Raw genomic sequence first — 22,348 nt, 5'->3', positions numbered from 1 at the left:
GTTATAATAAGACTAGCAAGCAAAGGAGATATTCTATGGTTGAAACCAAAAAGAGAAATGATGATGAAAGCATTGGCCGCTTTGTTTTAGACATAATTATTATGTTTGCAATTTTGATGGGAATTTACTACTTTATTTTTAGTTTTTTCCTATCAAATGAAACAGTATCTGGTCCATCAATGCAGCCCACATTTGAGAATGGCGATCGTTTGATTGCTGTACGTCATTTTACGCCTAAACGAAATGATATCGTCATTCTAAAAGCACCAGACCAAAAAGGTGCTCTATATATCAAGCGAATTATTGGCACACCTGGTGATATGGTTACTTCTAAAAATGATAAGCTTTACATTAACGGCAAACAAATTGCAGAACCATATTTAAATAATGGCTACCAAAGAGAGTCACATAAATTAGGTGAACTCTATACTAACAATTTCACTTTAAAAAAGCGAGTACCTAAGGATAGTTACTTCGTCATGGGAGATCACCGTGACGTCTCAAAGGACTCCCGTTACTTTGGGTTTGTTAAACGAAGCGCGCTAGTTGGACGAGTCGTATTCAGGTATTGGCCGTTTACACAATGGAAAACATTTTAATTGAAAAATTACAAAAAATTTTATTTTTCGTCCTGATTTGATTAAAATTAAAGAGTAAGGAGAAATTATTATGAATGAGCAAGAAGAATTATCTGATGCAATTATTAATTTTCAAGTAAAACACCATGTTAATGACACTGATCTAGCATTTGCTAGTCACCTATCAGTTGAAAAAGTCCATGCTACGAAAACTGGTGATGGTCAATTTACAGCTGAAGAAGTAAATCAACTTTATGACTATATGTCAGCTAATGCTTAGTTGATTAGTTATCTTAGAAAGGGCTTCATTTCAAATTCAAATGAAGCCCTTTTTCATGCTCTTAACTTTTATAACCCTCAGTAAAAAAGGTGTTCTAGCATCATTACTCGAACACCTTTAATCATTTACTTACTAATTTTGATACTTAACTGCTGTACCATATGCTACAACCGATTGCATATCTCCAGCGATTGATCCTGTATCAAAACGCATCATTACCACAGCATCTGCACCCATCTTAGCTGCTTCTTCTTTCAAACGACTAATTGCTTCAAGCCGTGAATTCGTCAGCATCTTGGTGTAGCCTTTAATCTCACCCCCAACGATGCTTTTTAATCCCGCCCCAAAGTCAGATATTGCATTTCTTGACTGCGTGGTAACACCAAAAGCTTCACCGATAATTTCATAATCCTTACCGGGAATATTTTCAGTAGTAGTAACTAAAATATCTGCCATAATCTTCTCCTTTAATAATTAATTCCTTTAGCTTCTACAAATCTTTTAACCAAGATTAAATTCAAAATGCCTAGAATAAAGTTAACTGCAAATAAACATAAATCGTTTAACCAAATAGGATCTGTTACTTGTAAAGCCGGTCTTTTATCGATAAAGCCATTTAATCTTGACATAAAGATTATTCCACAATATACAGCTACAATTACCAAAATTGCAATGATTAACAATCTAGCCCAAAGAGTACTCTTAAAAGGTAAAAAGTCTGTAATTACTCGCGAAATAAAATTAGCAAAACTGACAAAGAAATAAATAAACAAAATAATTAAAACGATAAATATCCAGCGAAAGATTAGCATCTGATTATTAACTGATTCAACACCTGATATCATTTTGGTTGGGTATAAACCAAACTCACGAAAAGCTTGAGCAAAACTACCAGCTCCAAAACTAGGAATTAATAATAATGTATTAACTATTTGCTGAAGTAAGAAAAAATAACCACACGCTACTAAACTACTAAAGTTATTTGCCAAATATGTTTTTCGTTCATCACTAGCTACCAAGTGCCAAGTTTGACTCAAATTGATTTTTTCATTTTGCCAACAAGTGATTGCACAAAAAGCAAAATCAATATATAGTAATACCAGCAAAGTTATTACGCCAGAATTGCCCCAAATTATTAGCTGGAGCATTAGTAAGCCAATCCCAATTTCTAAAAAGAAGGAAATATCCCGACAAAAATAAAACTACGCAGATATTAATTAAGAAGACTAAATATATAAATCGCCTTTTCTGTGACCACATCTGCTTAAATAAAGTCCCAAAATTAGTCATTGTTCAATCCAGCCCTTTCACTAACGACTAACGATTTTAGGTTCCACTAATTTACTAATTAAGTAGCTATCAATTGCTCCTAAAACAATTGCACCAGCAAAGTACTCAGTAGTTGAAACACCAAAAAGATCATTTTCTTTAGCTAAATGACGTAGATACATTGTAGTGATCTGATCGTTTAATTTGCCCGCAATAAGAACTGCAATAATGACGATCAGCGCCATTACAAATAATTTAATTAAAATATTATTGTTAAATGGTAGTTGATCAACTATTGCTCTAGTTAAAAAATTAGCAAAACTGACAAAGGTGAAAATAACTAAAACTAGCCCTGACAAAAATAATAAAAATTCAATTACTGGGGAGAAATCCGACCAGTTAAATTTAGAATCAATCATAGCGTGAAGAAGTGGCAAATGATGACTCAAATTATCTGCCATAGCGACTAAAAAGCCTAATACAACTTGAATAATAAAAATGTAAATACACTCAACAAAACTCGAAAACATATTAGTTAGCCAAATTTTTACGCTTGAGATTGGGGCTAGTTGCCAAGTTTGGCTTAGATTAATTTTTTCATTTTGCCAGCAAAGAAGACCTAAAAATATAACATCAGCAACCGGAGTGGTTATCATTCCTGCACTAAGTATATAATCTAGCCAATTGCTATTCTTATCAATATTAAGATAAACGAAATTACTTTTATCCCACAGAGCCATTACTAACAGAAAAAGAACTGCAAAGACTTGCAATAATAAGACCAAGTCAGCATATCGTCTTTTCTGTCCAAACATTTGCTTGAATAAGGCTTTAAAGCTTGTCATAAAAGCCTCCTAATTCTGTTTTGCTTCAACGAATTTGTTTAGCAAGAAAATATCAATTAAAGTGATTACTACATCGAAGACCAAGAATTGTAATAAAGTAGTGGCATAATCAATATCATAATTGTTAACTGCAAACGGACTAAATTCGCCTAAAACTGAGAAGATAATCGATGCTGCATGACCTAAAATCCAGATAATCGCAATAATGACAACTACTCTAATAATGAAAGTCAAGACCTTACTTGAACCACCTGGTAAAAAGTCAATAATACTGCGACTAGCAAGATTAAGTAAACTGACAATTGCATACCATGCATAACCAATTAGGATAATCAAACCAAGGCTAGCCAACATTTCCTGCCAGTCATGAGCTGATAAATTAAGACTGACATGACTAAGTACTTTTCGCACTTCTTGATCAGATAACATTGGCAATAACGTAATCAAAATCGTTACTGTCTCTAAGATTCCCAACCAGATATAAGTTAAAAACGCTGTACCAAAATTGCCAAGTAAAAATTTAGTATCACTAACCGGAATCAAACGCCAAGTCTGACTGCGATTAATCTTCTCATTTTTTATTGAAGAAACAATCCAATAGACGAAATCAGCCACAAATGATGTTATTAACATCATCACTGCATATACTGCCAAAAATGCTACGACCAGATTTACATTGCTAGTATCATTTCCATTAACAAATTCTGGAGTACCATTGCCAGAAACAAAGACAATAATAGTTAAACATAAACTGGCAAATGCCTGAATTAAGAAGATCAAATAGACTGACTTACTTTTTTCTTGAAACATGCGATTAAACAATGTATTAAAACTAGTCATCATTCGTCATCCTCATCTGCATAAAAACTCTCATAATATTCTTCAATTGATTTATGCGTTTGACGAATATCATCTGCTGATTTATGTTCCAAAACCGTATGATTTTTCACAATTACTACTTCATCAAGTAGAGATGAAATTTCATTGACAAAGTGATCTGAGATTAAAATCGTTGCCTTTTCATCTTTCCACAAAATGATGGAATTAATAATTTTCTTTCGAGCCATTGCATCAATCCCACCAAAAGGTTCATCAAGTAAATACAAATCTGCTTTACGAGCAAATGTTAAAGCAATAATCAATTTTTCACGCATTCCTCGTGATAACTGACTCAACTTCACTTCAGGATCTAATTTCATAAACTTACGCAGCTCATCGAATTCATTTTCATCAAAATCTTGAAAAATCGTTGCGTAAAATTTAACCACTTCCTTGATCTTTGTTGAATCGCTGAAGCCAGTTAAACCATCAGTAAAAGACAACTTAGCCTTTCTTTCTGCCTCTTTTGTTGCCCCCTCTAAATTAATTTTGCCTTTGTAATTCTTAGCTACACCGGCAATAATTCGCATCAAAGTGGTCTTACCAGCACCATTTTCACCAAGTAAAGCAACAATCTTGCCAGGAGCTAAATTCAAGTTCACATCTTGCAATACTTGCTTCTGATTTTTCTTATAACTTACATCTTTAATAGCTAATAAATCATTCATTCTGATCCCCCACCATTTTTTAAATAATTCTTTAACGTTGAAACCAACTTAGTCTTTCCTATACCAAACTTTTCCATATTTTGGACAAATTGCTCTAATTCATTATTAATTAATGATTGCTTGGTTTCAGCCAATAACTTAGTATCTTCAGTAACAAAATTACCTTCGCCACGCTTAGTATAAAGAATACCTTGACTGTTCATCTGTTGTAGCGCTCTTTGCACAGTATTAACGTTAACAGTTAATTCCAAAGCAAGTTTTCTAACAGAAGGAATTTTTTCACCAGCCGTTAACTTGCCTAAAGCAATTTGACGATACAAGTATTGTTCAATCTGAAGATAAATAGGAATATTATCTTTAAATTCCATTTACTCAGCTCCTATTTTATACTGTATTATTAATCTATTACACTAACTATAATACTCACTTTAGTCACTTTTTGCAAGGGCTAAGTTTAATCACTTTGTTTCACAAGTTCATAAAAGTTAAAAGTACAACAAAAAGATAGTCTATAATTCCTATAATGACGGTAATTACAAACTATCTTTTTCGTTTTAATATTATCAGTGCATAATTTTACTTTATTAACTACTTTATCCTATTTACTAATCTATCAACCTCTTCGTATTAGATCATAAATAGAATTATCGCTGTTTATAGTCAAAAATGTTTCACTACTTAGCTCTTTCAGCGTTTAATTCCGCCATTTTAATCATGACATCGACCGCTTTCCACATAGACTCAAGAACTGTGTATTCATAACGACCATGCATGTTTTCTTCTCCGGCAAAAATATTAGGACATGGTAAGCCCATATAAGTCAATTGTGAGCCATCTGTACCACCACGAACCGGGTCTTCATTGACTTCAAGACCTTCTGCTTTATAAGCATCGCGCGCTAAGTCAACGATGTCCATATGTTTCTTTAATTCATCGGCCATGTTGTAATATTGGTCCCACATTTTAAGTATAATTCGTTCAGTACCGAATTCATCATTCATTTTCTTAACGATTGACTTAACCAAATTCTTCCGCTCTTCAAGCCCATCACGTTCAAAATCACGAATAATATAATCTAAGTGAGCATTATCAACAGTACCAGCAAAATTCATTAGATGGAAGAAACCTTCGCGTCCATCGGTATGTTCTGGGCGATCGTGTTCTGGCAGTTGATTATGAAAGTCAATTCCAACTTGAATTGCATTAATCATTTGCCCCTTAGCAACAGCTGGATGAACATTAACTCCCTGAATATCAAGACTAAATTGTGCCGCAGAGAACGTACCCCAATCTAACTTACCAGGAGCTTCACCATCAACAGTAAAAGCAAAGTCAGCACCAAAGTCTTCAACATCAAAGTGTTCAGCACCAGTACCAATTTCTTCATCGGGAGTAAAGGCCAATCGAATCTTACCATGCTTAATTTCTTGATGATTCATTAAATATTCCGCAAAAGTCATTAATTCTGACACACCACACTTGTCATCCCCACCAAGTAAGGTATCACCTGAGGCCGTAATAATTGTTTGTCCTTTATAATTCTTCAAATGTGGAAAAACTTTAGGATCAAGATAAAACTCTGAATCTCCTAATTGAATTTTGCTTTCGCCATCATAATTTTCATGAATCTGTGGTTTAACATTTTCTGAATTAAAGTCTGCCGTATCACTATGAGCTAAAAAGCCCATTACTGGAACATCATAATCAACATTTGACGGAATTTCAGCGATTACACTACCAGCATTTTGATTGTAGTGAATGTCACTTAAACCTAATTCTTCCAAATCTTTCATAATAACATTCTTTTGGAAGTTTTCTTCTCTTTCAGTTGATGGAAAGCGATCTGAATGTTCGTCAGAACGCGAATTAACTTTAACGTACTTTAAAAATCTAGGTAACAAATTAGGATATTTCATATATAACTCTCTTTCTAATTAAAATAAGTCTTGAAATGGATTGGTAGAAACCTCGGAAAGCTCAATTCCAACATTCCAGTTATTTTCTTCATTCCACTTTTTAAGTCGATCATAGACCTTGTACTTAAATAGTTTTTCAGTATAATGACCAGGATCAACAACAGTTAAACCAGATGAAATCATATCATGGCCTACATGATAATAAACATCCCCAGTAATAAAAGCATCTAAATGGTCATCTAAGGCTCTAGTCCAATATTTACCACCATCGCCACAAATAAATCCTACACTGGTAATTGGCTTTTCATTGTTTGCAGCAATCAGACGTGCCATTTTAATTTGCATTTTTTCTTTAACATAATAGGCAAAATCATAAGCAGTCATTGTTCTAGGTAACTTTCCTTTTCTACCCATAGCAATTCCATCATCATCCAGACAAAATGGTTCAACATCTTGCAGACCTAATTCCTCTGCTTGCCAATCAGCAGATCCATCTTGGGCTTTATCTGAATTAGTATGAATTGAATAAACAGTAATTCCATTCTTGATAATATTGCCATACATTGCGTTTTGTGCATTCGCAAAATCCAAATTTTGTGCTGGTCTAAACATTACAGGATGGTGACTAACGATGAAATCAACCCCTTTTTCAACAGCTTCTTCAACTACCTGGGGACGTACATCTAAAGTAGTCATTACTTTGGTAACATCAGCCTCCATTGATCCAATTTGCATACCAACAGGATCACCTTGTGAAGCAATGTTTTCCGGAAAATCTTGTCGCAAGCGCGCAACAATGTCTTTTACTTTGGTCATTTCTCCAATTCCTCCTTGATTAATTTAATATCATGATCTACTTCATTGATTCGATCTTCGTCTTTTTTTCTTGCTTTATTCAAATTAACCAGCAATCTTTGATAATAAGCGAGTTGGCCTTCCCATTTCTGATAAAAAACTGGATTCTTTTCTTGTACAATAAAGGGGCCAAAAAAGATTTCCTTTTCAGTCATCTCATGCTTTTCTTCAGTTAAGCTAGCCTTAATTAATTCATAAGTATGCCCAGCCTCTGCAATTAATTTTTCTGAGATAATCTTATAATTATGCATCATCAGCCAATTACGTACCCCTGCTTCGCCTATATTAGGTTCTAGTACCAGAGTTTTAAATTGTGCATCTTTGCTCCAAGCTCTATCAAGAATATCAGTCATTAACTTGCCGCCCATTCCGGCAATCACAACTGTATCAATCTGATCAGCATGAGTAACGGTTTCTAACCCACTACCTAAGCGAGTTTCAATTTGCTCGGTTAACCCAGCTGCTGCAATATCATTTTTAGCATTTTCAAGAGGGCCCTCTGCAACGTCACTAGCAATTGCATAATCAATTTTGCCATTTTTTACTAATTCAATTGGCAAGTATGCATGATCAGTTCCAATATCAGCCACTCGACTGCCAGGATCTACCATCTTTGCCAACGTATTTAATCTTAAATTCATGTTTCCTCCATAAAAGATATGGTTAAACAAATTTTAGCATATTTCATAGTCTTATTTTGCTACTATTTGATATAATCGTCACAGAAAGCGGGTTTTTTACATGAGTAGAACAGAAAATGTCACATTAACTAATATGTGCATGGTTAAAAACAAAGATCAGGTTTTAGTTCTTGATCGCAACGATCCGGTCTGGCCAGGACTTACTTTTCCTGGTGGTCATGTTGAAGCGCATGAATCTTTTCATGATTCTGTCGTCAGGGAGGTCAAAGAAGAAACTGGATTAACGATTAGTCATCCTCAATTAGTTGGTGTTAAACAATTTTATGATCACAATGATGAACGTTATTTAGTATTTTTCTACATAGCTGAACAATTTTCGGGTACCGTTAAAGAATCAGACGAAGGTAAACTAACCTGGATGAGTGCTAAAGAATTGAAAAAGCAAAAGTTAGCTTACAATTTTGATCATGATTTACCAGTATTTTTTGAACAAACAATTAGTGAACATATGCTTGACGGAAAGCGAGATGAGCTATTTTAATGAAAAAAACTGAAAGTAAGTTTGCACTTTTAGCTGCTTTAATTGCTATTTTAGCTTTTGCCTCTATTCCCTTATGGCAAAACAATCTGAATAGTTTACGACCACAAACTCACACGGTTAAGAAAAAGAAGACTGCTAAAAAGAAAAAAGTCGTTCATGTTACTTGGGGTTACCCTTTTAAGAAGCTCTATGAAAAGAAAATCAAATTTAAATCTGGACAAAAGTTTGGTGAAACTGACGTCATTCGTCGAGTCTATCCTAGCAAGAGTTATTTTCATGATGGCTATGACTTCGGATTTAGTGAAGTTGGACATTCTTCCGTATATGCTGTGCATGCAGGAACTGTCCATCGTGTTAAATACGCCCCAGGTTTAGGACTTTATATTTGGATTATTTCCGATGATGGCTATGTTGAAGTTTACCAGGAAGGCTTCCTCAGTATTACTGATATTTATGTTAAAAAAGGTCAAAAAGTCAAGTTGGGACAAAAAATTGGTAAACTGACCGGCTCTCACATTCATTTAGGAGTTACTAAGACAGATAAAGATTACATTGATAAAAAGCATGACAATACGCCATGCAAATACTATTGGAAAGATAATGGCACTTGGTTAAATCCAATGAAAATCATTGAAGATAATCTAAGGGCAGCAGGTAAAGATCCAGTCCAATAAAAAAGAGCTAAGTAAAACTTAGCTCTTTTAATATAGATAATTATAATTAATCCATGAAATCACGTAATTGATTTGAGCGACTTGGATGACGCAACTTACGTAATGCCTTAGCTTCAATCTGACGAATACGTTCTCTGGTAACACCAAATACCTTACCTACTTCTTCCAAAGTACGGGTACGACCATCATCAAGACCAAAACGCAAACGCAAAACATTTTCCTCACGATCAGTTAAAGTCTCAAGTACTTGTTCAAGTTGTTCCTTCAACATTTCGTAAGAAGCATGTTGTTCCGGACTAGTTGCATCCTTATCCTCAATAAAGTCGCCTAAGTGTGAATCATCCTCTTCGCCAATAGGTGTTTCTAATGAAACAGGTTCTTGGGCAATTTTTAGAATATCACGTACTTTATTGGTTGGCATATTCATTTCTGCACCAATTTCTTCTGGTGTAGGTTCACGGCCTAAGTCCTGTAACAATTGACGTTGTATCCTGATCAATTTATTAATTGTTTCGACCATGTGAACAGGAATTCTAATTGTACGTGCTTGGTCAGCGATCGCACGAGTAATTGCCTGTCTAATCCACCAAGTTGCGTAGGTTGAGAACTTAAAGCCTAGACGATAATCAAACTTATCAACGGCTTTCATTAGTCCCATATTACCTTCTTGAATCAAATCAAGGAATGACATACCACGTCCTACATAACGCTTAGCAATAGAAACTACCAAACGAAGGTTGGCTTCGGCTAATTCTTGCTTTGCCTCTTCATCCCCGGATTCAATTCTTTTGGCAAGAGCAATTTCTTGATCAGCAGTAAGAAGTGGTACACGACCAATTTCCTTCAAATACATCCGCACTGGATCGTTCATGCGTACGCTTGATGGAGCAGACATATCCTTTAATTCAGCCTTTTCAACATCCTTTTGTTTCTTTAAGGCTAACTTTGAAGGATCACCGTTTTCATCAACAATGCTAATACCATTATCTTCAAACTCTTGTACTAGTTGATCTACAGCCTTGCCTTGTAAGTTATAAGGCTTAATCAAACGAGCAGTGAAATCTTCTTCAGTGATCGACTTATCTTTCTTTACGTCTTTTACGACTTGCTTAACCATCTTATCCAAAGATAGTTTTTGTGTAGTTTCTTTTTCTGCCACTAAAAAGCCTCCTTATTAACCTAAGATCCGTTTTAATCCAATAATCTCCTGAGTGATTGCAATAATTCCTTGTGCATCATTTTTGCGCTTAGCATCCTGTAATTGAGCTTGAAGCTCATTCAGCCTGGAATAGATGTTGCGTCTTTTTAATGCTAGAACCAAAGCATCAACTTCTTGAATTGTAGAATCTTTTGGCATCTGTGCCATTTCAGCATCTACTATTATACCTTGAAGTTGCTCAGGAATAAAATCTAAGAACCCATCAATTTGTGGATTTTCATGAGTTTCCGCATATTTTAACCAATCCTGTGCCAGAGTTTCAAAATCCTGATTAGGAAAATGAAATTGCCCTTCTAACATATATTTTTGAGCATCAGTTGAATGAATAAATAAATACAAGAGTCTGGTCTGACTAGGATTTTTTTCAACTACTGACTGCTCTGTAGGCACGTCTTCATCACCAGGTAAAGGTACGTCTATCGGATAATCAGGTGAATTTCTTTGAGAATTACGTACATGATTACGTGCCCGATTATTTCGCCGTCTTTCTTTAGCAAGATTTGCCTTTAACGAAGCAATAGAAACCCCACTAGACTTCGCCAATTTTTCAGTATACATATCTTGCTCAACTGGATTGCGCACTTGTGCAATTTCTTTTACGGCCTCACCTAAATAAGCAATCTTTTCACGGTCATTATCTAAGTTATATTTTTGTTCCAACCGTTTTAAGAAAAAGTCAGTCGGCGTTAAGGCACCTTTGACTTCTTCCAGATACTTCTCAGCGCCATATTTTTTGACGTATTCATCAGGATCTAGTTTTTCTGGTAAAACTACAATTCCTAAATTAAAATTGCCATCTTTATTAAACATACGTGCAGCACGTTCTTCGGCATGGACTCCTGGATCATCTCCATCATAATTAATAATGATATTAGGAGTAATACGTCTCAACAAATATATTTGGTCATCTGTTAAACTAGTTCCCATTGAGGCAATTCCCGATTTCACCCCTGCTTTATATGCTGCAATTACATCCATATAACCTTCATATAGAACTAAGTGACCTTCACCACGAGCTGCTTTCTTTGCTTCTGCAAAGTGGAATAATACCTTTGACTTGGTAAAAATCCCCGTTTCAGGACTATTCATATACTTAGCTTCGGTCTTATCATCAGAAATTCGTCTACCAGAAAAGCCTATCGTTCTCCCATTTTCATTATCCAATGGAAACATCAAACGGTCACGAAAACGGTCGTATAACTGCCCATCCCTAGCTTGAACAAATAAACCACTTTGTGCTAGATCATCATCTTGATAACCTTTACTACGTAAATAAGTAATCAAAACATTATCAGCCTTAGGTGCATAGCCTATCTTAAAATGGTCTAATATTTCTTGATCTAGTTCTCGCTTTTGAGCATACTGCATCCCCCGTTCACCGGCTTTAGTAGTCAAAAGCACACGATGATAAAAATCAACGGCATCCTGATGCATTTGCATAAGTGGATTTAATTTGGTTCCACTATTATGACCATATCCATTAGGCATAGCAATATGGGCAAACTCAGCTACTCGCTCGACGCTTTCGGGAAAAGTTAAATCATCCTTATACATCAAGAATTTAAAAACATTTCCACCCTTACCACAACCAAAGCACTTAAAAAACTGCTTATCAGCATTTACAGTAAACGACGGAGTTTTTTCTTGATGAAAAGGGCAAAGACCAATATAGTCTTTGCCTTTTTTCTCAAGCGAAACGTACTGACTGATAACATCAACAATATTGACGTTACTGCGAACCTCTGAAATAAAATCTTCAGGAATCCGTCCAGCCATATGAATCACCCTTTTTCTATCTAAATTAACTACTTAATAACTAACTTGCTTAAGTCACCTAAACGATCTGCTAATTCATTAACTGCATATAATTGTGCTAAGCGGTTATTCTTGACCTTTTCGTCCTTAGCCATGATCATATTAGTTTCAAAGTATTGATCAATCACTGGTTGCAGTTGAACAAAACCTTGGTAGAGATCAGCCAAACTTTCAATATCTTGCAAGTTTTGAACGCCAGCGTAAAGTTCTTTTTCACTGTTATCATCAAAGAGACTTTCATCAACAGCAGTATTACTCTTAAATTTAGCCTTCTTTAAGATGTTATCAATTCTAGTCAAACTCTCAACTACTGGCTTGAATTCTTCATCATCATGGTGAAGTTGCAATACATTAGCTGCTGCTAAAATTTGACTTGGATCTTGTTGACTTGAAGCAAGAACAGCATCAATAATATCATACTTGAAGTCATTCTTTTGTAAGTATTGCTTGACACGATCACGAATGAAGTCTGCAATTTCCTGGTCAGCATCACTCTTAGGTAGCTTAGCTGGAGTTACACCATTAAGCATACTAATGATTTCTGGTAAAACTTCGTTAAATGGTAATGACCACTTCTCATTAAGTAAGATTCTTACAATACCATATGCATAACGACGAAGTGCGTATGGGTCATTAGATGATGTAGGAATCATTCCTGCACCAAAGAAGGTTACAATTGTATCAATTTTATCAGCAATTGATAATAATGAACCAACCGTAGTTTCAGGAAGTGGACCTTCAGCAGTGGCAGGCATGTAGTGTTCCTTGATTGCAACTGAAACTTCTTCGTCCTCACCTGCAAGACGAGCATAATGCATGCCCATTACACCTTGAAGTTCTGCAAACTCACCAACCATTTGGGTAACTAAGTCAAACTTGTAAAGTTCACTAGCACGGTCGAAATCCTTGACTACATTCTCTGGTAAATCCCAACGCTTAGCTAAGTAATCACCAATCATGCGAACACGTTGCATCTTTTCAGCCATTGAACCAATCTTATCGTGGAATGAAACATTCTTAAGACGATCAACAAAATGACTAAGTGGATACTTGCGGTCTTCATCATAGAAGAATTGAGCATCGTCCAAACGAGCAACTAAAACTTTTTCATTACCTGAAATAACATTATCAAGGTAATCTTTATTTCCGTTACGAACAGCAATAAAGTGATTAATTAACTTACCATTTTCATCATAGACTTCAAAGTATCTTTGATTGTCTTTCATTGAAGTAATCAGCACTTCATCAGGAATCTTCAAATACTTTTCATCAAATGAACCAGCAAATACAGTCGGATATTCTACTAAATAAGTAACTTCTTCGAGTAAATCACGATCTGGTTTAACTTGCCAGTTGTTCTTCTTAACTAATTCATTCATTTGACGAACGATCATATCTTTACGTTCATCTGCATCAGCAATTACAAATTGATCTTTTAATGCATCTTCATAGTCATCAGCATTAGCCAAAACAACTGAATCGCCTAAGAAACGATGGCCTTGAGTTTTACGACCTGCAGTAATATCCAAAATCTTAACAGGAATTACATCACTGCCAAATAATGAAACAAGCCAGTGAATTGGACGAACAAACTCAAAATCATTTGAATCCCACCGCATCTTAGTAGGGAAAGTCATCGCCTTAATGATATCGCTCATACCAAGTAAGATATCACTAGCTTTCTTACCTTCCTTTTGAACGTGAACATAAGCGTATTCAGTACCCTTGAGTTCTTCAAAATAGATATCGTCTGTAGTCATTCCTTGGCCACGAGCAAATCCTTGAGCGGCCTTAGTCCAATTACCATCTTGATCTTGAGCAATCTTCTTAGCTGGACCTTTTTTAACTTCATCAATATCGTCTTGCTTTTCAGCCAAATCTTCAACCAAAATAGTCAAACGACGTGGAGTTGAAAAAGTCTTAATATCTTTAAATTTCAAGCCATTTTCTTTTAAAAATTTTCTTGTTCTGTCAGCTAATTGCTTAACGCTGCGTGGTACAACGTGAGCTGGCATTTCTTCAGTACCAATTTCAAATAAATAATCTTTAGCCATTTTCTACCCCCGCCTTTTTGTCTTCTGCACTTTTAAGCAATGGGAAGCCACGTTTTTCACGTTCTTCGACAAATTTGACAGCAACTTCATGCGCAAGATTTCTAATTCTTGATAAATAACCAGCACGTTCAGTAACTGAAACAGCACCACGAGCATCAAGCAAGTTAAAAGTATGTGAACACTTCAAAATATAATCGTATGCTGGGTGAACCAAATTCTTATCTAATAAACGCTTAGCAGTTGCTTCATAAATATCAAAGAACTGAAGCAATTGTTCTTGATTTGATTCTTCAAATGCATATTTAGAATGTTCATATTCTGGTTGCTTGAAGATATCACGATAAAGAATGCCATTACCCCATTCAAGATCAAATACTGAGTTAACATCTTGAATATATGACGCAAGGCGTTCAACACCGTAAGTGATTTCACTCATAGTTGGCTTAACATCTAATTCACCAACAACTTGGAAGTATGTGAATTGGCTAACTTCCATACCGTCAAGCCATACTTCCCAACCAACACCAGCACAACCCATAGATGGGTTAGCCCAGTTATCTTCAACGAAACGAATATCGTGTTCCAAAGGATCGATACCTAAAACTTTCAAACTGTCTAGGTAATATTGTTGAATATCCTTAGGAGCTGGCTTAATAACAACTTGGAATTGGTGGTGTTGGAATAACCGATTAGGGTTTTCACCATAACGACCATCTGCAGGTCTTCTAGAAGGCTCTACATAACAAGCTGCCCATGGTTCTGGACCAACTGCACGAAGAAAAGTGTAAGGACTCATTGTACCCGCACCCTTTTCAACATCGTATGAAGGCATAATCATACAACCTTTGGAGGACCAGAATTGTTCCAGCTTAAAGATCATATTCTGAATATTTAATTTCTTATCTGCCATTTCCTTTAATCTCCTCCTGCGCTAGGCCATAAAAAAAGCCTATGCAAAATTTTGCATAGGGACGAAATATTATCGCGGTTCCACCCTAATTCAGGAAGTATCCTTCCTGCTCTTAATTGAACAGTATGACTAGAGGTGCCTTTTCCTAGATGTCCTCACACCGACCGACATTCGCTGAACTAGTACTTTTCTTAAATCCTCATCATCGTCAAATACGTTTTTATTTTAACACATGGGTCATGGTAAAACCAGATTTTTACTAACTAAAAAGTTTTAATTCATCTAAAAATTTCTTAGTCTTTAAATTTAGGCCTATCGTTTCATGGTAAATACGATCAATCGCTTTTCTAGTAGCCCTCTTCGTTTCTTCATTAATTTTAATATCGCCTAATCGCTCAATCGGTAATAAGCCAATTGTTCTAATTACAGCAGTTTCTTTTGGCTTTAAATGCATTCGGCTAGTGACTGTACTAAAATGATCGCTACAAATAACTCCACCCATTTTAATCGAATAATCAAAAACGCCTTTTTCCTTACCACAAATAACACAATGCTTTAGCTGTGGCTCAACACCATATGCTGCTAATATTTTCATCTGCACAATTTGTGTAATCATTTCTGCATCAACGCCATTATCTATTTTTTTCAAAGCGAATAAAGCTAAATCATAATATTTACCAATTGGCTGATATTCTACAAAGGCGTGATCAATTAAATCAAAAATAAAAGAAATATAAGCGTTCTTGGTTAAATCATTATATAAGCCATCAAACTGCCTTGCCTCTTTATATGTGCGTAAATTACTTAAGCCCTTTCCGCTCGTATAAATTACGTAAGTACCAATAGAAAAATTTAATGTTGCTGCACTTAATCGTGATTTAGGCCTCAGGGCTCCTTTAACAATCAGAGTCATAATTCCATCTTGTTTAGTCATAATTTTGGCTAATAAATCTGCTTCTTTATATTTCTGCCTTTTAAAGATAATACCCTGAACTTGTTTTAGTTCACGTGCCATATTATGACTCCTTTAGTATTTAAAATTAATTTTTTATAGATATTCTGATGAAGATATCATAATATCATAAATAGTCTATAGTACAAAAAGACTGCTGTTTCAGCCTCCACATACGTGGAGAATACCCTGTAATCATGACATGCACGCCACTCTGCATAGGATCACCTCCACACACGTGGAGAATACTTGGTTTTCAATTAAAAAAGATGATATTAGGGGGGGATCACCTCCACACACGTGGAGAATACCGGTACGGATCCCGTTCGGTATCAGGGCAACTAGGATCACCTCCACACACGTGGAGAATACCATGATCAAGCGAGGTTATGTTCCTAAAGATAGTGGATCACCTCCACACACGTGGAGAATACATCATCGTGAAAATGCCGGCAGAGACACTAATAGGATCACCTCCACACACGTGGAGAATACGAGCGATTCTACGGTCGTTTTAGTTGATTTTGAGGATCACCTCCACACACGTGGAGAATACCGGTACGGATCCCGTTCGGTATCAGGGCAACTAGGATCACCTCCACACACGTGGAGAATACGGTAAACAAATCCCAATATAACAACAATCACAAAACAATAGATCCCCAAATTTCATCACTTTGTCAATTACTATTGTATCTATTTCTGTCTCATTAGTCATCCAACGAATAGAATTTTCTTGTCTCCCTAAACATACAAAAAAGACGTCATCTTTCGACAACGCTTATACAACAGTAATTCAACTAAAGTTCTTTTTTGTCATAGCCTATTCGCTTTAAAAAGTTAGGGTCAGAACGCCAGTTATGTTGGACCTTAACCCAAAGACGCAAGTTGACCTTTTCACCAAGCAATCTTTCAATCTCTTGACGTGAATTAATCCCAATCTGCTTGAGCATCTTACCGCCCTTACCAATAATAATGCCTTTTTGACCGTCTTTCTCAACATAGATAGTCGCTTCAATCAAGAGCTTGCCATTTTGATGAGTATTCATATGATCAACTGCGACAGCAGTAGCATGTGGTACTTCTTGTGAAGTCAGTCGCAGAATTTGTTCACGAATTAACTCGGCTACCACAAAATATTCAGGCCGATCTGTGATCTGATCAGCACCATAATATTGTGGGCCTACTGGCAAATATTCCTTAATTGTTTTAAGCAGATCTTCAATCCCAATTCCTTGAGTAGCAGAAATCGGTAGTATTTCTTTAAAGCCCTCAAGTTTGTGATATGAATCCATAATTGGCAAAAGCTTATTAGGATGAATTTCATCAACTTTATTAATTACTAAAAGAACAGGAACTTTTACTTCTTTTAACAAGTTGGCAATGTATTGATCGCCCTTACCCATTTCCTCAGGTTCAACCATGAATAAAACTAAATCAACGTCATTCAAACTAGATACACTAGCCTTATCCATATAGTCGTCAAGTTTTGAATGAGGCTTAAAAATACCTGGCGTATCTACAAAAACAACTTGCATTTCATCTGAAGTATAAATACCCGAAATGCGATTACGAGTCGTTTGTGGTTTATTAGACGTAATGGCAACTTTTTGACCAACTAAATAGTTCATTAAAGTTGATTTTCCAACATTGGGACGACCAACTAAAGCAACAAAGCCAGACTTAAACTCTTTTTCTTCCATTATTTACCTCTGCCTTCATCTAATTGATCAGGATACAATGGCAAACCATAATCTTCTAACACTTTTCCTTGAATACCAAACATTTCTTTGGCCTCATCCGGCTTAATGTGGTCGTAGCCGTTTAAATGTAAAAAGCCATGGACTATTGTATATCCAAATTCTCGATCAAAACCTGTACCATACTCTTTACTGTGACGCTTAATCACACTAGGACACATAAATAGATCACCGATATCCTCTTGAAAGTCTGGATCATCTGCAAATGCTGCAAGATCAATTGAATCCTCACCATCTTCAATTGCAAAGGAAATTACATCAGTAGGACGGTCTTTGTCACGATACTTTAGATTAATTTCATGACTACGATCTTCGTCAACAAAGTTAATACTCATCTCTAAGTTGTTACCTTTGCCAATTTCCTTCTTAGCTAGCAGCAAAAGTTTCATAATCCAGTCTTGCCAGTTACGCTTTTCATCATCTAAAAAGCCAACTTCATCATTATAAGTAATATCAATTGGATCCATTTTTAGTGTTTAATGTCCTCTTTTTCATAAGCAGTAATAATTTTCGCAACTACAGGGTGACGAACAACATCATTAGCAGAAAAGTTGATAAATTTAATTTGGTCGATATTCTTCAAGATATGTCTAGCATCAATTAACCCGCTATGCTGTCGACCAGGTAAATCGACCTGTGTCATATCACCGTTTACGACCATCTTAGAATTAAATCCAAGTCTAGTTAAAAACATCTTCATCTGGGCATCTGTAGTGTTCTGGGCTTCATCAAGAATTACAAAAGCGTCATCTAAAGTTCGTCCACGCATATAAGCAAGTGGAGCAACTTCAATTACGCCTCGTTCCATCAAACGGTCAGTCGTATTAGTCCCAAGAATAGCATACAAGGAGTCATAAATTGGTCTCAAATATGGATCAACTTTTTCTTTCAAGTCACCAGGTAAAAATCCAAGTGATTCACCAGCTTCAACAGCTGGCCTAGTCAAAATGATTCGAGAAACTTCTCCCTTCTTAAAGGCGGCAATTGCACAAACTACGGCTAAGAATGTTTTCCCCGTTCCAGCTGGTCCTATTCCAAAGACAACATCAGATTTATCAATAGCTTCGACATAACGCTTTTGTCCCATATTCTTGACTCTGATAGGTCTACCTTTAGCATCCCTAATCAAAACCTTTTTATATAGGTCTGCAAAGTACTCTGTGGTACCCTTGTCAGCCATCTTCATCGCACTTACTGTGTCGGGCGCACCGATGTTAACACCAGTATTCACAACACTATCGAGTGCCTTTAGAACAGCAACTACCTTCTTGATCTTCTCTTCATCGTCTCCTGCAATGACAATCTCATTACCGACATCTGACACAGAAAGATCATAACCTTCAGAAAGAAGCTTTAAATTTCCATCATTAACTCCAACTAGTTTTTGAATATTTTCTGGTCTTTGAGGTGTAAAAGTTGTTTGAGCCAAATAGACCCGCTCCTTCTTGTTACTACTAATTTAGCTGATCACGAACTGCTTGCGAAGCAGCCTTGCCATCGGCACGTCCCTTAATCTTTGGCATTAAAGCTTTCATTACCTTACCAAAGTCAGACTTACCTTTAGCACCAACTTCATCAATTGTTTCCTTAACAGCTGCTCTAAGTTCATCCTGATTCATTTGCTTAGGCATGTACTTTTCTACAACTGCTAATTCTTTTTTGGTTTCTTCAGCTAAATCATCACGATTAGCCTTAATAAATTCGTCAATCGATTCTTCTCTTTGCTTCTTTTCACGATTAAGAACAGTTAATTCTTCATCTGGAGTTAAATCGTGTCCTGCTTTAATTTTTTCATTCATTAAGGCCGATTTGATCATCCGGACAGTATTAAGAGTTGTCTTGTCGTGATTCTTCATAGCTGATTTCATATCAGCCATGATTTGATCTGACAAACTCATCTAATATCCTTCTTTCTATTAAAAACCCAATAGTATTATAACAAACTATGTTCTTAACTAAAATAAAACTAACAAATATTTACTTAACATAATCAAAATTATGCTTCAAGAAGTCAAAAAGAAAAGCTACCCAAAAACAGGTAGCTTTCTCAGTAGTTTATTAATAATGTCTACGCTTACGTGCAGCTTCAGACTTCAACTTTCTACGAACACTAGGTTTTTCGTAGAATTCGCGCTTGCGGTATTCTTGTAAGGTACCACTTCTTGAAACGGAACGCTTGAAACGACGAAGAGCATCATCAATAGACTCGTTTTCGTGAACGATTGTCTTAGCCATGTGTGATCCCTCCTTCCATTTCTTGGCGTTACGCCATACATTTACTTAAATTATACCAAACTAATCTTTAGGGTCAATACAATTCAAAAACTTTTTGATAAATTTTTAAGTTCCTGAATTGTCAAATTAAGTGCAACAGTTAGGCTATGAGGAAATATATTGCTTGAAGAGTTCTTCTGCTGTGTGATATTGAAGGATTCGACGATGTTTGCGGTTAATGGCATCAGTTGCCTGTTGAACATAAGCAGCTGACTTATCTTTCATGCTTTTGCCTTTAGGGAAGAATTGACGCAGAAGTCCATTGCAGTTCTCATTGGTGCCTCTTTCCCATGGAGAATATGGGTGGGCGAAGTAGATCTGGCAGCCTTTGATCTTGGTCATATCCGCAAACTCAGAGCCATTGTCAAACGTGATCGATTTAAACCAGGCAGGATGTCTGTCAATCTCATTTTGAAGCAGCCTTTGGCATGTGCTTGCCCGATAGTCAGGAATCTTGATAACTACTTCAAAGCGTGTGGTTCTTTCGGTCAAAGTCATTAAAGCAGGCTGATTCTTGCGTCTGACGCCTTTAACCAGATCTCCTTCCCAGTGCAGCGGCGTTTTTCTGTCTTCAATCTCTTTAGGACGCTGTTCAATGGAATTGCCAAGATTCTTCTTGTGCAAAGCATGACCGCTCTGGCCGTGATGACGCTTGTTCCTGCGTCTTTTGAGCTTCATAGGCAGATCAATATTGCTTATGTCCAGCAAGCCCTGATCAATATAGCGATAGACAGTTGGTGTGCTGGGACAAGGGTAGCCTGGCATAGTCCTTTTGAATTCACCAACGAATTCATCGATGCTGGTGGCATCAAATTTAGCTTTGAAGCGTCTGGAGAGCATTCTCAAAAAGACAGCATAATGCTTCAATGGATTGCGCTGATAGCAGTTTTTGCGACGCTTCTCATAATAAAGCTGTGCAGTATCAGCGTAATAGTGCTCATACAATAAATAGCTGCTGTCTCTTTGCAGGACGCTTCCGCGTTTGATTTCGCGACTGATTGTCGACTTATGGCAGCCGACTTCTTGAGCGATAACAGTACGGGAAGTTATGCCGGAATCCAGCATTGCTTGAATTTGTCCACGTTGTACGCTGGTTAATTGATGATAGTGCTTAGAAATGCTAGAATTTGAATTGGTCATGAAGATCTTCCTTTCTTGATTTTTCGTCACTTCAAGTTTAGGTCTTCATGGCCTTTTTGTTTAACACTTGGTGTTGCACTTCAATTTTAAATCCGGGTAAATTTTTAAGTTAAATAAACCGACTACTTTACCTTAATAAAAGAGCTGAGTTTTTATTGTTAATCCGCTTTCATTAATAGTATAATTATTTTCAGAAAGATATTTAATAATACACGAGGAGCTTAATATGGTAGAAACAAAAGACCAAAATGAATTAAACATTATTATTATTTCTGATGCGGCTGGTGACACTGCTTTTAGTAACGCCACAGCTGCAGCTGCAGAATTTCCTAACTGCAATATCAACTATCGTCGTTACCCCTTTATCACTAACCAAAAGAAGTTGGACGAAGTTTTAACAGAAATTGAAAAATATCCAAACTTGGTAATTATCTATAGTTTGGTTAAAGATGAAATGCAAATGCCAGTTATCAAATTTGCCCGTGAGCATAATGTTGAATGTGTTGACATCTTTTCACCTGTAGTTGAAGCAATTCAACAAACTACTCATATGACACCAGATCAAAAAATTGGTGCACAGCATAGCTTAAATCAAAAGTACTTTGATAGAATTTCTGCAATGGAATTCGCTGTAATGTATGATGATGGTAAAGATCCGAAAGGTTTCTTGGAAGCTGACGTTGTTTTACTTGGGGTATCAAGAACTTCTAAGACTCCACTATCTTTGTTCTTGGCCAATAAGAACTTAAAGGTAGCTAATTTACCACTTGTTCCTGAAACTCACATTCCAAAAGAAATCTATGAAATTGATCCTAAGAAAATTATTGGCTTGACTAACGATCCATCTGTATTGAACGAAATCAGACGTCAAAGAATGATCGCTTATGGTTTGAATCCTGATACTACTTATTCTAATATGGATTCAATCAACAAGGAGCTTGAATCAACACAAGCACTTTATAAAAAATTAGGTTGCTATGTAATTAATGTTGCTCACCGCTCCATTGAAGAAACTGCCGCACTTATTTTGGAGCACTTGGGCATTGATGATTACGCTAAGTAATAATAGATACTTTCA

The 22,348-nt window shown here is 36.2% G+C and carries 24 protein-coding genes, 1 pseudogene and 1 CRISPR repeat array; of the genes and pseudogenes, 5 read left to right on the top strand and 20 right to left on the bottom strand.

Features of this window, described 5'->3' with window-relative positions; all coding sequences use genetic code 11:
* Window positions 1-35: 35 nt before the first annotated feature.
* Both lepB and J6L97_RS04970 read left to right on the top strand, forming a co-directional pair.
* Window positions 36-599 carry a signal peptidase I gene (gene lepB / locus J6L97_RS04975; RefSeq protein WP_057726808.1) on the top strand — a complete coding sequence of 188 codons (564 nt, stop codon included), beginning with the start codon at window positions 36-38 and terminating at the stop codon, window positions 597-599.
* A 70-nt stretch (window positions 600-669) separates the two neighbouring features.
* A complete protein-coding gene (locus J6L97_RS04970) occupies window positions 670-858 on the top strand; it encodes an LBP_cg2779 family protein (RefSeq protein WP_054832707.1) in 189 nt (62 codons plus the stop codon).
* 132 nt (window positions 859-990) lie between these two features.
* Here the strand turns inward: J6L97_RS04970 and J6L97_RS04965 are convergent, their stop codons facing one another.
* The 9 genes and pseudogenes from J6L97_RS04965 to J6L97_RS04925 form a co-directional block, all read right to left on the bottom strand.
* Window positions 991-1,314, bottom strand: coding sequence for a heavy metal-binding domain-containing protein (locus J6L97_RS04965; RefSeq protein ID WP_054832706.1), 324 nt, complete (start codon window positions 1,312-1,314; stop codon window positions 991-993).
* 11 nt (window positions 1,315-1,325) lie between these two features.
* Window positions 1,326-2,148, bottom strand: a pseudogene (locus tag J6L97_RS04960) (hypothetical protein).
* A 20-nt stretch (window positions 2,149-2,168) separates the two neighbouring features.
* Window positions 2,169-2,972: a hypothetical protein gene (locus J6L97_RS04955; RefSeq protein ID WP_057726807.1), complete on the bottom strand. Its 804-nt coding sequence runs from the start codon at window positions 2,970-2,972 to the stop codon at window positions 2,169-2,171.
* Window positions 2,973-2,981: 9 nt separating this feature from the next.
* Complete coding sequence (locus J6L97_RS04950; RefSeq protein ID WP_057726809.1) at window positions 2,982-3,812, bottom strand: hypothetical protein; 831 nt, start codon at window positions 3,810-3,812, stop codon at window positions 2,982-2,984.
* A complete protein-coding gene (locus tag J6L97_RS04945; RefSeq protein WP_054832709.1) occupies window positions 3,812-4,519 on the bottom strand; it encodes an ABC transporter ATP-binding protein in 708 nt (235 codons plus the stop codon). Before J6L97_RS04945 ends, J6L97_RS04950 begins: the two co-directional genes overlap by 1 nt.
* Window positions 4,516-4,887, bottom strand: coding sequence for a GntR family transcriptional regulator (locus J6L97_RS04940; RefSeq protein WP_057726806.1), 372 nt, complete (start codon window positions 4,885-4,887; stop codon window positions 4,516-4,518). Before J6L97_RS04940 ends, J6L97_RS04945 begins: the two co-directional genes overlap by 4 nt.
* 306 nt (window positions 4,888-5,193) lie before the next feature.
* The gene (gene pepT / locus J6L97_RS04935; protein WP_054832705.1) at window positions 5,194-6,435 is read right to left on the bottom strand and encodes a peptidase T; all 1,242 of its coding nucleotides are present in this window, start codon (window positions 6,433-6,435) and stop codon (window positions 5,194-5,196) included.
* Between the two features lie 18 nt (window positions 6,436-6,453).
* On the bottom strand, window positions 6,454-7,251 hold the full coding sequence (locus J6L97_RS04930) for a Nif3-like dinuclear metal center hexameric protein (protein WP_057726805.1): 798 nt from the start codon (window positions 7,249-7,251) through the stop codon (window positions 6,454-6,456).
* Window positions 7,248-7,931 carry a tRNA (adenine(22)-N(1))-methyltransferase gene (locus tag J6L97_RS04925; RefSeq protein WP_057726804.1) on the bottom strand — a complete coding sequence of 228 codons (684 nt, stop codon included), beginning with the start codon at window positions 7,929-7,931 and terminating at the stop codon, window positions 7,248-7,250. Before J6L97_RS04925 ends, J6L97_RS04930 begins: the two co-directional genes overlap by 4 nt.
* A 100-nt stretch (window positions 7,932-8,031) precedes the next feature.
* On the opposite strand from J6L97_RS04925, the gene J6L97_RS04920 reads away from it, so the two are divergent.
* On the top strand, window positions 8,032-8,472 hold the full coding sequence (locus J6L97_RS04920) for an 8-oxo-dGTP diphosphatase (RefSeq protein ID WP_005719714.1): 441 nt from the start codon (window positions 8,032-8,034) through the stop codon (window positions 8,470-8,472).
* Complete coding sequence (locus tag J6L97_RS04915) at window positions 8,472-9,146, top strand: M23 family metallopeptidase (RefSeq protein WP_013086425.1); 675 nt, start codon at window positions 8,472-8,474, stop codon at window positions 9,144-9,146. Before J6L97_RS04920 ends, J6L97_RS04915 begins: the two co-directional genes overlap by 1 nt.
* A gap of 46 nt (window positions 9,147-9,192) precedes the next feature.
* Here the strand turns inward: J6L97_RS04915 and rpoD are convergent, their stop codons facing one another.
* The 11 genes from rpoD to J6L97_RS04860 form a co-directional block, all read right to left on the bottom strand.
* Window positions 9,193-10,305 carry an RNA polymerase sigma factor RpoD gene (rpoD, locus tag J6L97_RS04910; RefSeq protein ID WP_005719716.1) on the bottom strand — a complete coding sequence of 371 codons (1,113 nt, stop codon included), beginning with the start codon at window positions 10,303-10,305 and terminating at the stop codon, window positions 9,193-9,195.
* A 15-nt stretch (window positions 10,306-10,320) separates the two neighbouring features.
* Complete coding sequence (gene dnaG / locus J6L97_RS04905; RefSeq protein WP_005719718.1) at window positions 10,321-12,141, bottom strand: DNA primase; 1,821 nt, start codon at window positions 12,139-12,141, stop codon at window positions 10,321-10,323.
* Window positions 12,142-12,170: 29 nt separating this feature from the next.
* Window positions 12,171-14,234 carry a glycine--tRNA ligase subunit beta gene (gene glyS, locus J6L97_RS04900; RefSeq protein WP_057726803.1) on the bottom strand — a complete coding sequence of 688 codons (2,064 nt, stop codon included), beginning with the start codon at window positions 14,232-14,234 and terminating at the stop codon, window positions 12,171-12,173.
* Window positions 14,227-15,144, bottom strand: coding sequence for a glycine--tRNA ligase subunit alpha (gene glyQ, locus J6L97_RS04895; RefSeq protein ID WP_005719721.1), 918 nt, complete (start codon window positions 15,142-15,144; stop codon window positions 14,227-14,229). Before glyQ ends, glyS begins: the two co-directional genes overlap by 8 nt.
* Window positions 15,145-15,403: 259 nt before the next feature.
* Entirely contained in the window at window positions 15,404-16,159 is a 756-nt protein-coding gene (gene recO / locus J6L97_RS04890) for a DNA repair protein RecO (RefSeq protein ID WP_057726802.1), read from the bottom strand.
* Between the two features lie 158 nt (window positions 16,160-16,317).
* A CRISPR array of direct repeats spans window positions 16,318-16,713; the repeat unit is 28 nt; unit sequence GGATCACCTCCACACACGTGGAGAATAC.
* A gap of 183 nt (window positions 16,714-16,896) precedes the next feature.
* A complete protein-coding gene (era, locus tag J6L97_RS04885; protein WP_005719725.1) occupies window positions 16,897-17,799 on the bottom strand; it encodes a GTPase Era in 903 nt (300 codons plus the stop codon).
* A complete protein-coding gene (ybeY, locus tag J6L97_RS04880) occupies window positions 17,799-18,323 on the bottom strand; it encodes an rRNA maturation RNase YbeY (RefSeq protein ID WP_054832704.1) in 525 nt (174 codons plus the stop codon). The genes era and ybeY overlap by 1 nt, the downstream gene beginning before the upstream one ends.
* A gap of 2 nt (window positions 18,324-18,325) precedes the next feature.
* Window positions 18,326-19,285, bottom strand: coding sequence for a PhoH family protein (locus J6L97_RS04875; protein WP_005723097.1), 960 nt, complete (start codon window positions 19,283-19,285; stop codon window positions 18,326-18,328).
* 25 nt (window positions 19,286-19,310) lie between these two features.
* On the bottom strand, window positions 19,311-19,754 hold the full coding sequence (locus J6L97_RS04870; protein ID WP_013086431.1) for a GatB/YqeY domain-containing protein: 444 nt from the start codon (window positions 19,752-19,754) through the stop codon (window positions 19,311-19,313).
* Between the two features lie 160 nt (window positions 19,755-19,914).
* A complete protein-coding gene (gene rpsU, locus J6L97_RS04865; RefSeq protein ID WP_002880182.1) occupies window positions 19,915-20,091 on the bottom strand; it encodes a 30S ribosomal protein S21 in 177 nt (58 codons plus the stop codon).
* A 144-nt stretch (window positions 20,092-20,235) separates the two neighbouring features.
* On the bottom strand, window positions 20,236-21,270 hold the full coding sequence (locus tag J6L97_RS04860) for an IS30 family transposase (RefSeq protein ID WP_123811765.1): 1,035 nt from the start codon (window positions 21,268-21,270) through the stop codon (window positions 20,236-20,238).
* Window positions 21,271-21,496: 226 nt separating this feature from the next.
* Here J6L97_RS04860 and J6L97_RS04855 point away from each other — a divergent pair, with 226 nt between their 5' ends.
* Window positions 21,497-22,333 carry a pyruvate, water dikinase regulatory protein gene (locus J6L97_RS04855; RefSeq protein ID WP_057726618.1) on the top strand — a complete coding sequence of 279 codons (837 nt, stop codon included), beginning with the start codon at window positions 21,497-21,499 and terminating at the stop codon, window positions 22,331-22,333.
* Window positions 22,334-22,348: the final 15 nt, after the last annotated feature.

Source organism: Lactobacillus crispatus, from assembly GCF_018987235.1.
GTDB lineage: Bacteria > Bacillota > Bacilli > Lactobacillales > Lactobacillaceae > Lactobacillus > Lactobacillus crispatus.
This window is presented reverse-complemented; position numbering and strand designations above follow the sequence as displayed.

Bases quoted from the DNA above. Each gene is read 5' to 3' on its own strand.
- lepB (WP_057726808.1), top strand. From the start codon at position 36: ATGGTTGAAACCAAAAAGAGAAATGATGATGAAAGCATTGGCCGCTTT.
- J6L97_RS04970 (WP_054832707.1), top strand. From the start codon at position 670: ATGAATGAGCAAGAAGAATTATCTGATGCAATTATTAATTTTCAAGTA.
- J6L97_RS04965 (WP_054832706.1), bottom strand. From the start codon at position 1,314: ATGGCAGATATTTTAGTTACTACTACTGAAAATATTCCCGGTAAGGAT.
- J6L97_RS04955 (WP_057726807.1), bottom strand. From the start codon at position 2,972: ATGACAAGCTTTAAAGCCTTATTCAAGCAAATGTTTGGACAGAAAAGA.
- J6L97_RS04950 (WP_057726809.1), bottom strand. From the start codon at position 3,812: ATGACTAGTTTTAATACATTGTTTAATCGCATGTTTCAAGAAAAAAGT.
- J6L97_RS04945 (WP_054832709.1), bottom strand. From the start codon at position 4,519: ATGAATGATTTATTAGCTATTAAAGATGTAAGTTATAAGAAAAATCAG.
- J6L97_RS04940 (WP_057726806.1), bottom strand. From the start codon at position 4,887: ATGGAATTTAAAGATAATATTCCTATTTATCTTCAGATTGAACAATAC.
- pepT (WP_054832705.1), bottom strand. From the start codon at position 6,435: ATGAAATATCCTAATTTGTTACCTAGATTTTTAAAGTACGTTAAAGTT.
- J6L97_RS04930 (WP_057726805.1), bottom strand. From the start codon at position 7,251: ATGACCAAAGTAAAAGACATTGTTGCGCGCTTGCGACAAGATTTTCCG.
- J6L97_RS04925 (WP_057726804.1), bottom strand. From the start codon at position 7,931: ATGAATTTAAGATTAAATACGTTGGCAAAGATGGTAGATCCTGGCAGT.
- J6L97_RS04920 (WP_005719714.1), top strand. From the start codon at position 8,032: ATGAGTAGAACAGAAAATGTCACATTAACTAATATGTGCATGGTTAAA.
- J6L97_RS04915 (WP_013086425.1), top strand. From the start codon at position 8,472: ATGAAAAAAACTGAAAGTAAGTTTGCACTTTTAGCTGCTTTAATTGCT.
- dnaG (WP_005719718.1), bottom strand. From the start codon at position 12,141: ATGGCTGGACGGATTCCTGAAGATTTTATTTCAGAGGTTCGCAGTAAC.
- glyS (WP_057726803.1), bottom strand. From the start codon at position 14,234: ATGGCTAAAGATTATTTATTTGAAATTGGTACTGAAGAAATGCCAGCT.
- glyQ (WP_005719721.1), bottom strand. From the start codon at position 15,144: ATGGCAGATAAGAAATTAAATATTCAGAATATGATCTTTAAGCTGGAA.
- recO (WP_057726802.1), bottom strand. From the start codon at position 16,159: ATGGCACGTGAACTAAAACAAGTTCAGGGTATTATCTTTAAAAGGCAG.
- era (WP_005719725.1), bottom strand. From the start codon at position 17,799: ATGGAAGAAAAAGAGTTTAAGTCTGGCTTTGTTGCTTTAGTTGGTCGT.
- ybeY (WP_054832704.1), bottom strand. From the start codon at position 18,323: ATGGATCCAATTGATATTACTTATAATGATGAAGTTGGCTTTTTAGAT.
- J6L97_RS04870 (WP_013086431.1), bottom strand. From the start codon at position 19,754: ATGAGTTTGTCAGATCAAATCATGGCTGATATGAAATCAGCTATGAAG.
- rpsU (WP_002880182.1), bottom strand. From the start codon at position 20,091: ATGGCTAAGACAATCGTTCACGAAAACGAGTCTATTGATGATGCTCTT.
- J6L97_RS04860 (WP_123811765.1), bottom strand. From the start codon at position 21,270: ATGACCAATTCAAATTCTAGCATTTCTAAGCACTATCATCAATTAACC.
- J6L97_RS04855 (WP_057726618.1), top strand. From the start codon at position 21,497: ATGGTAGAAACAAAAGACCAAAATGAATTAAACATTATTATTATTTCT.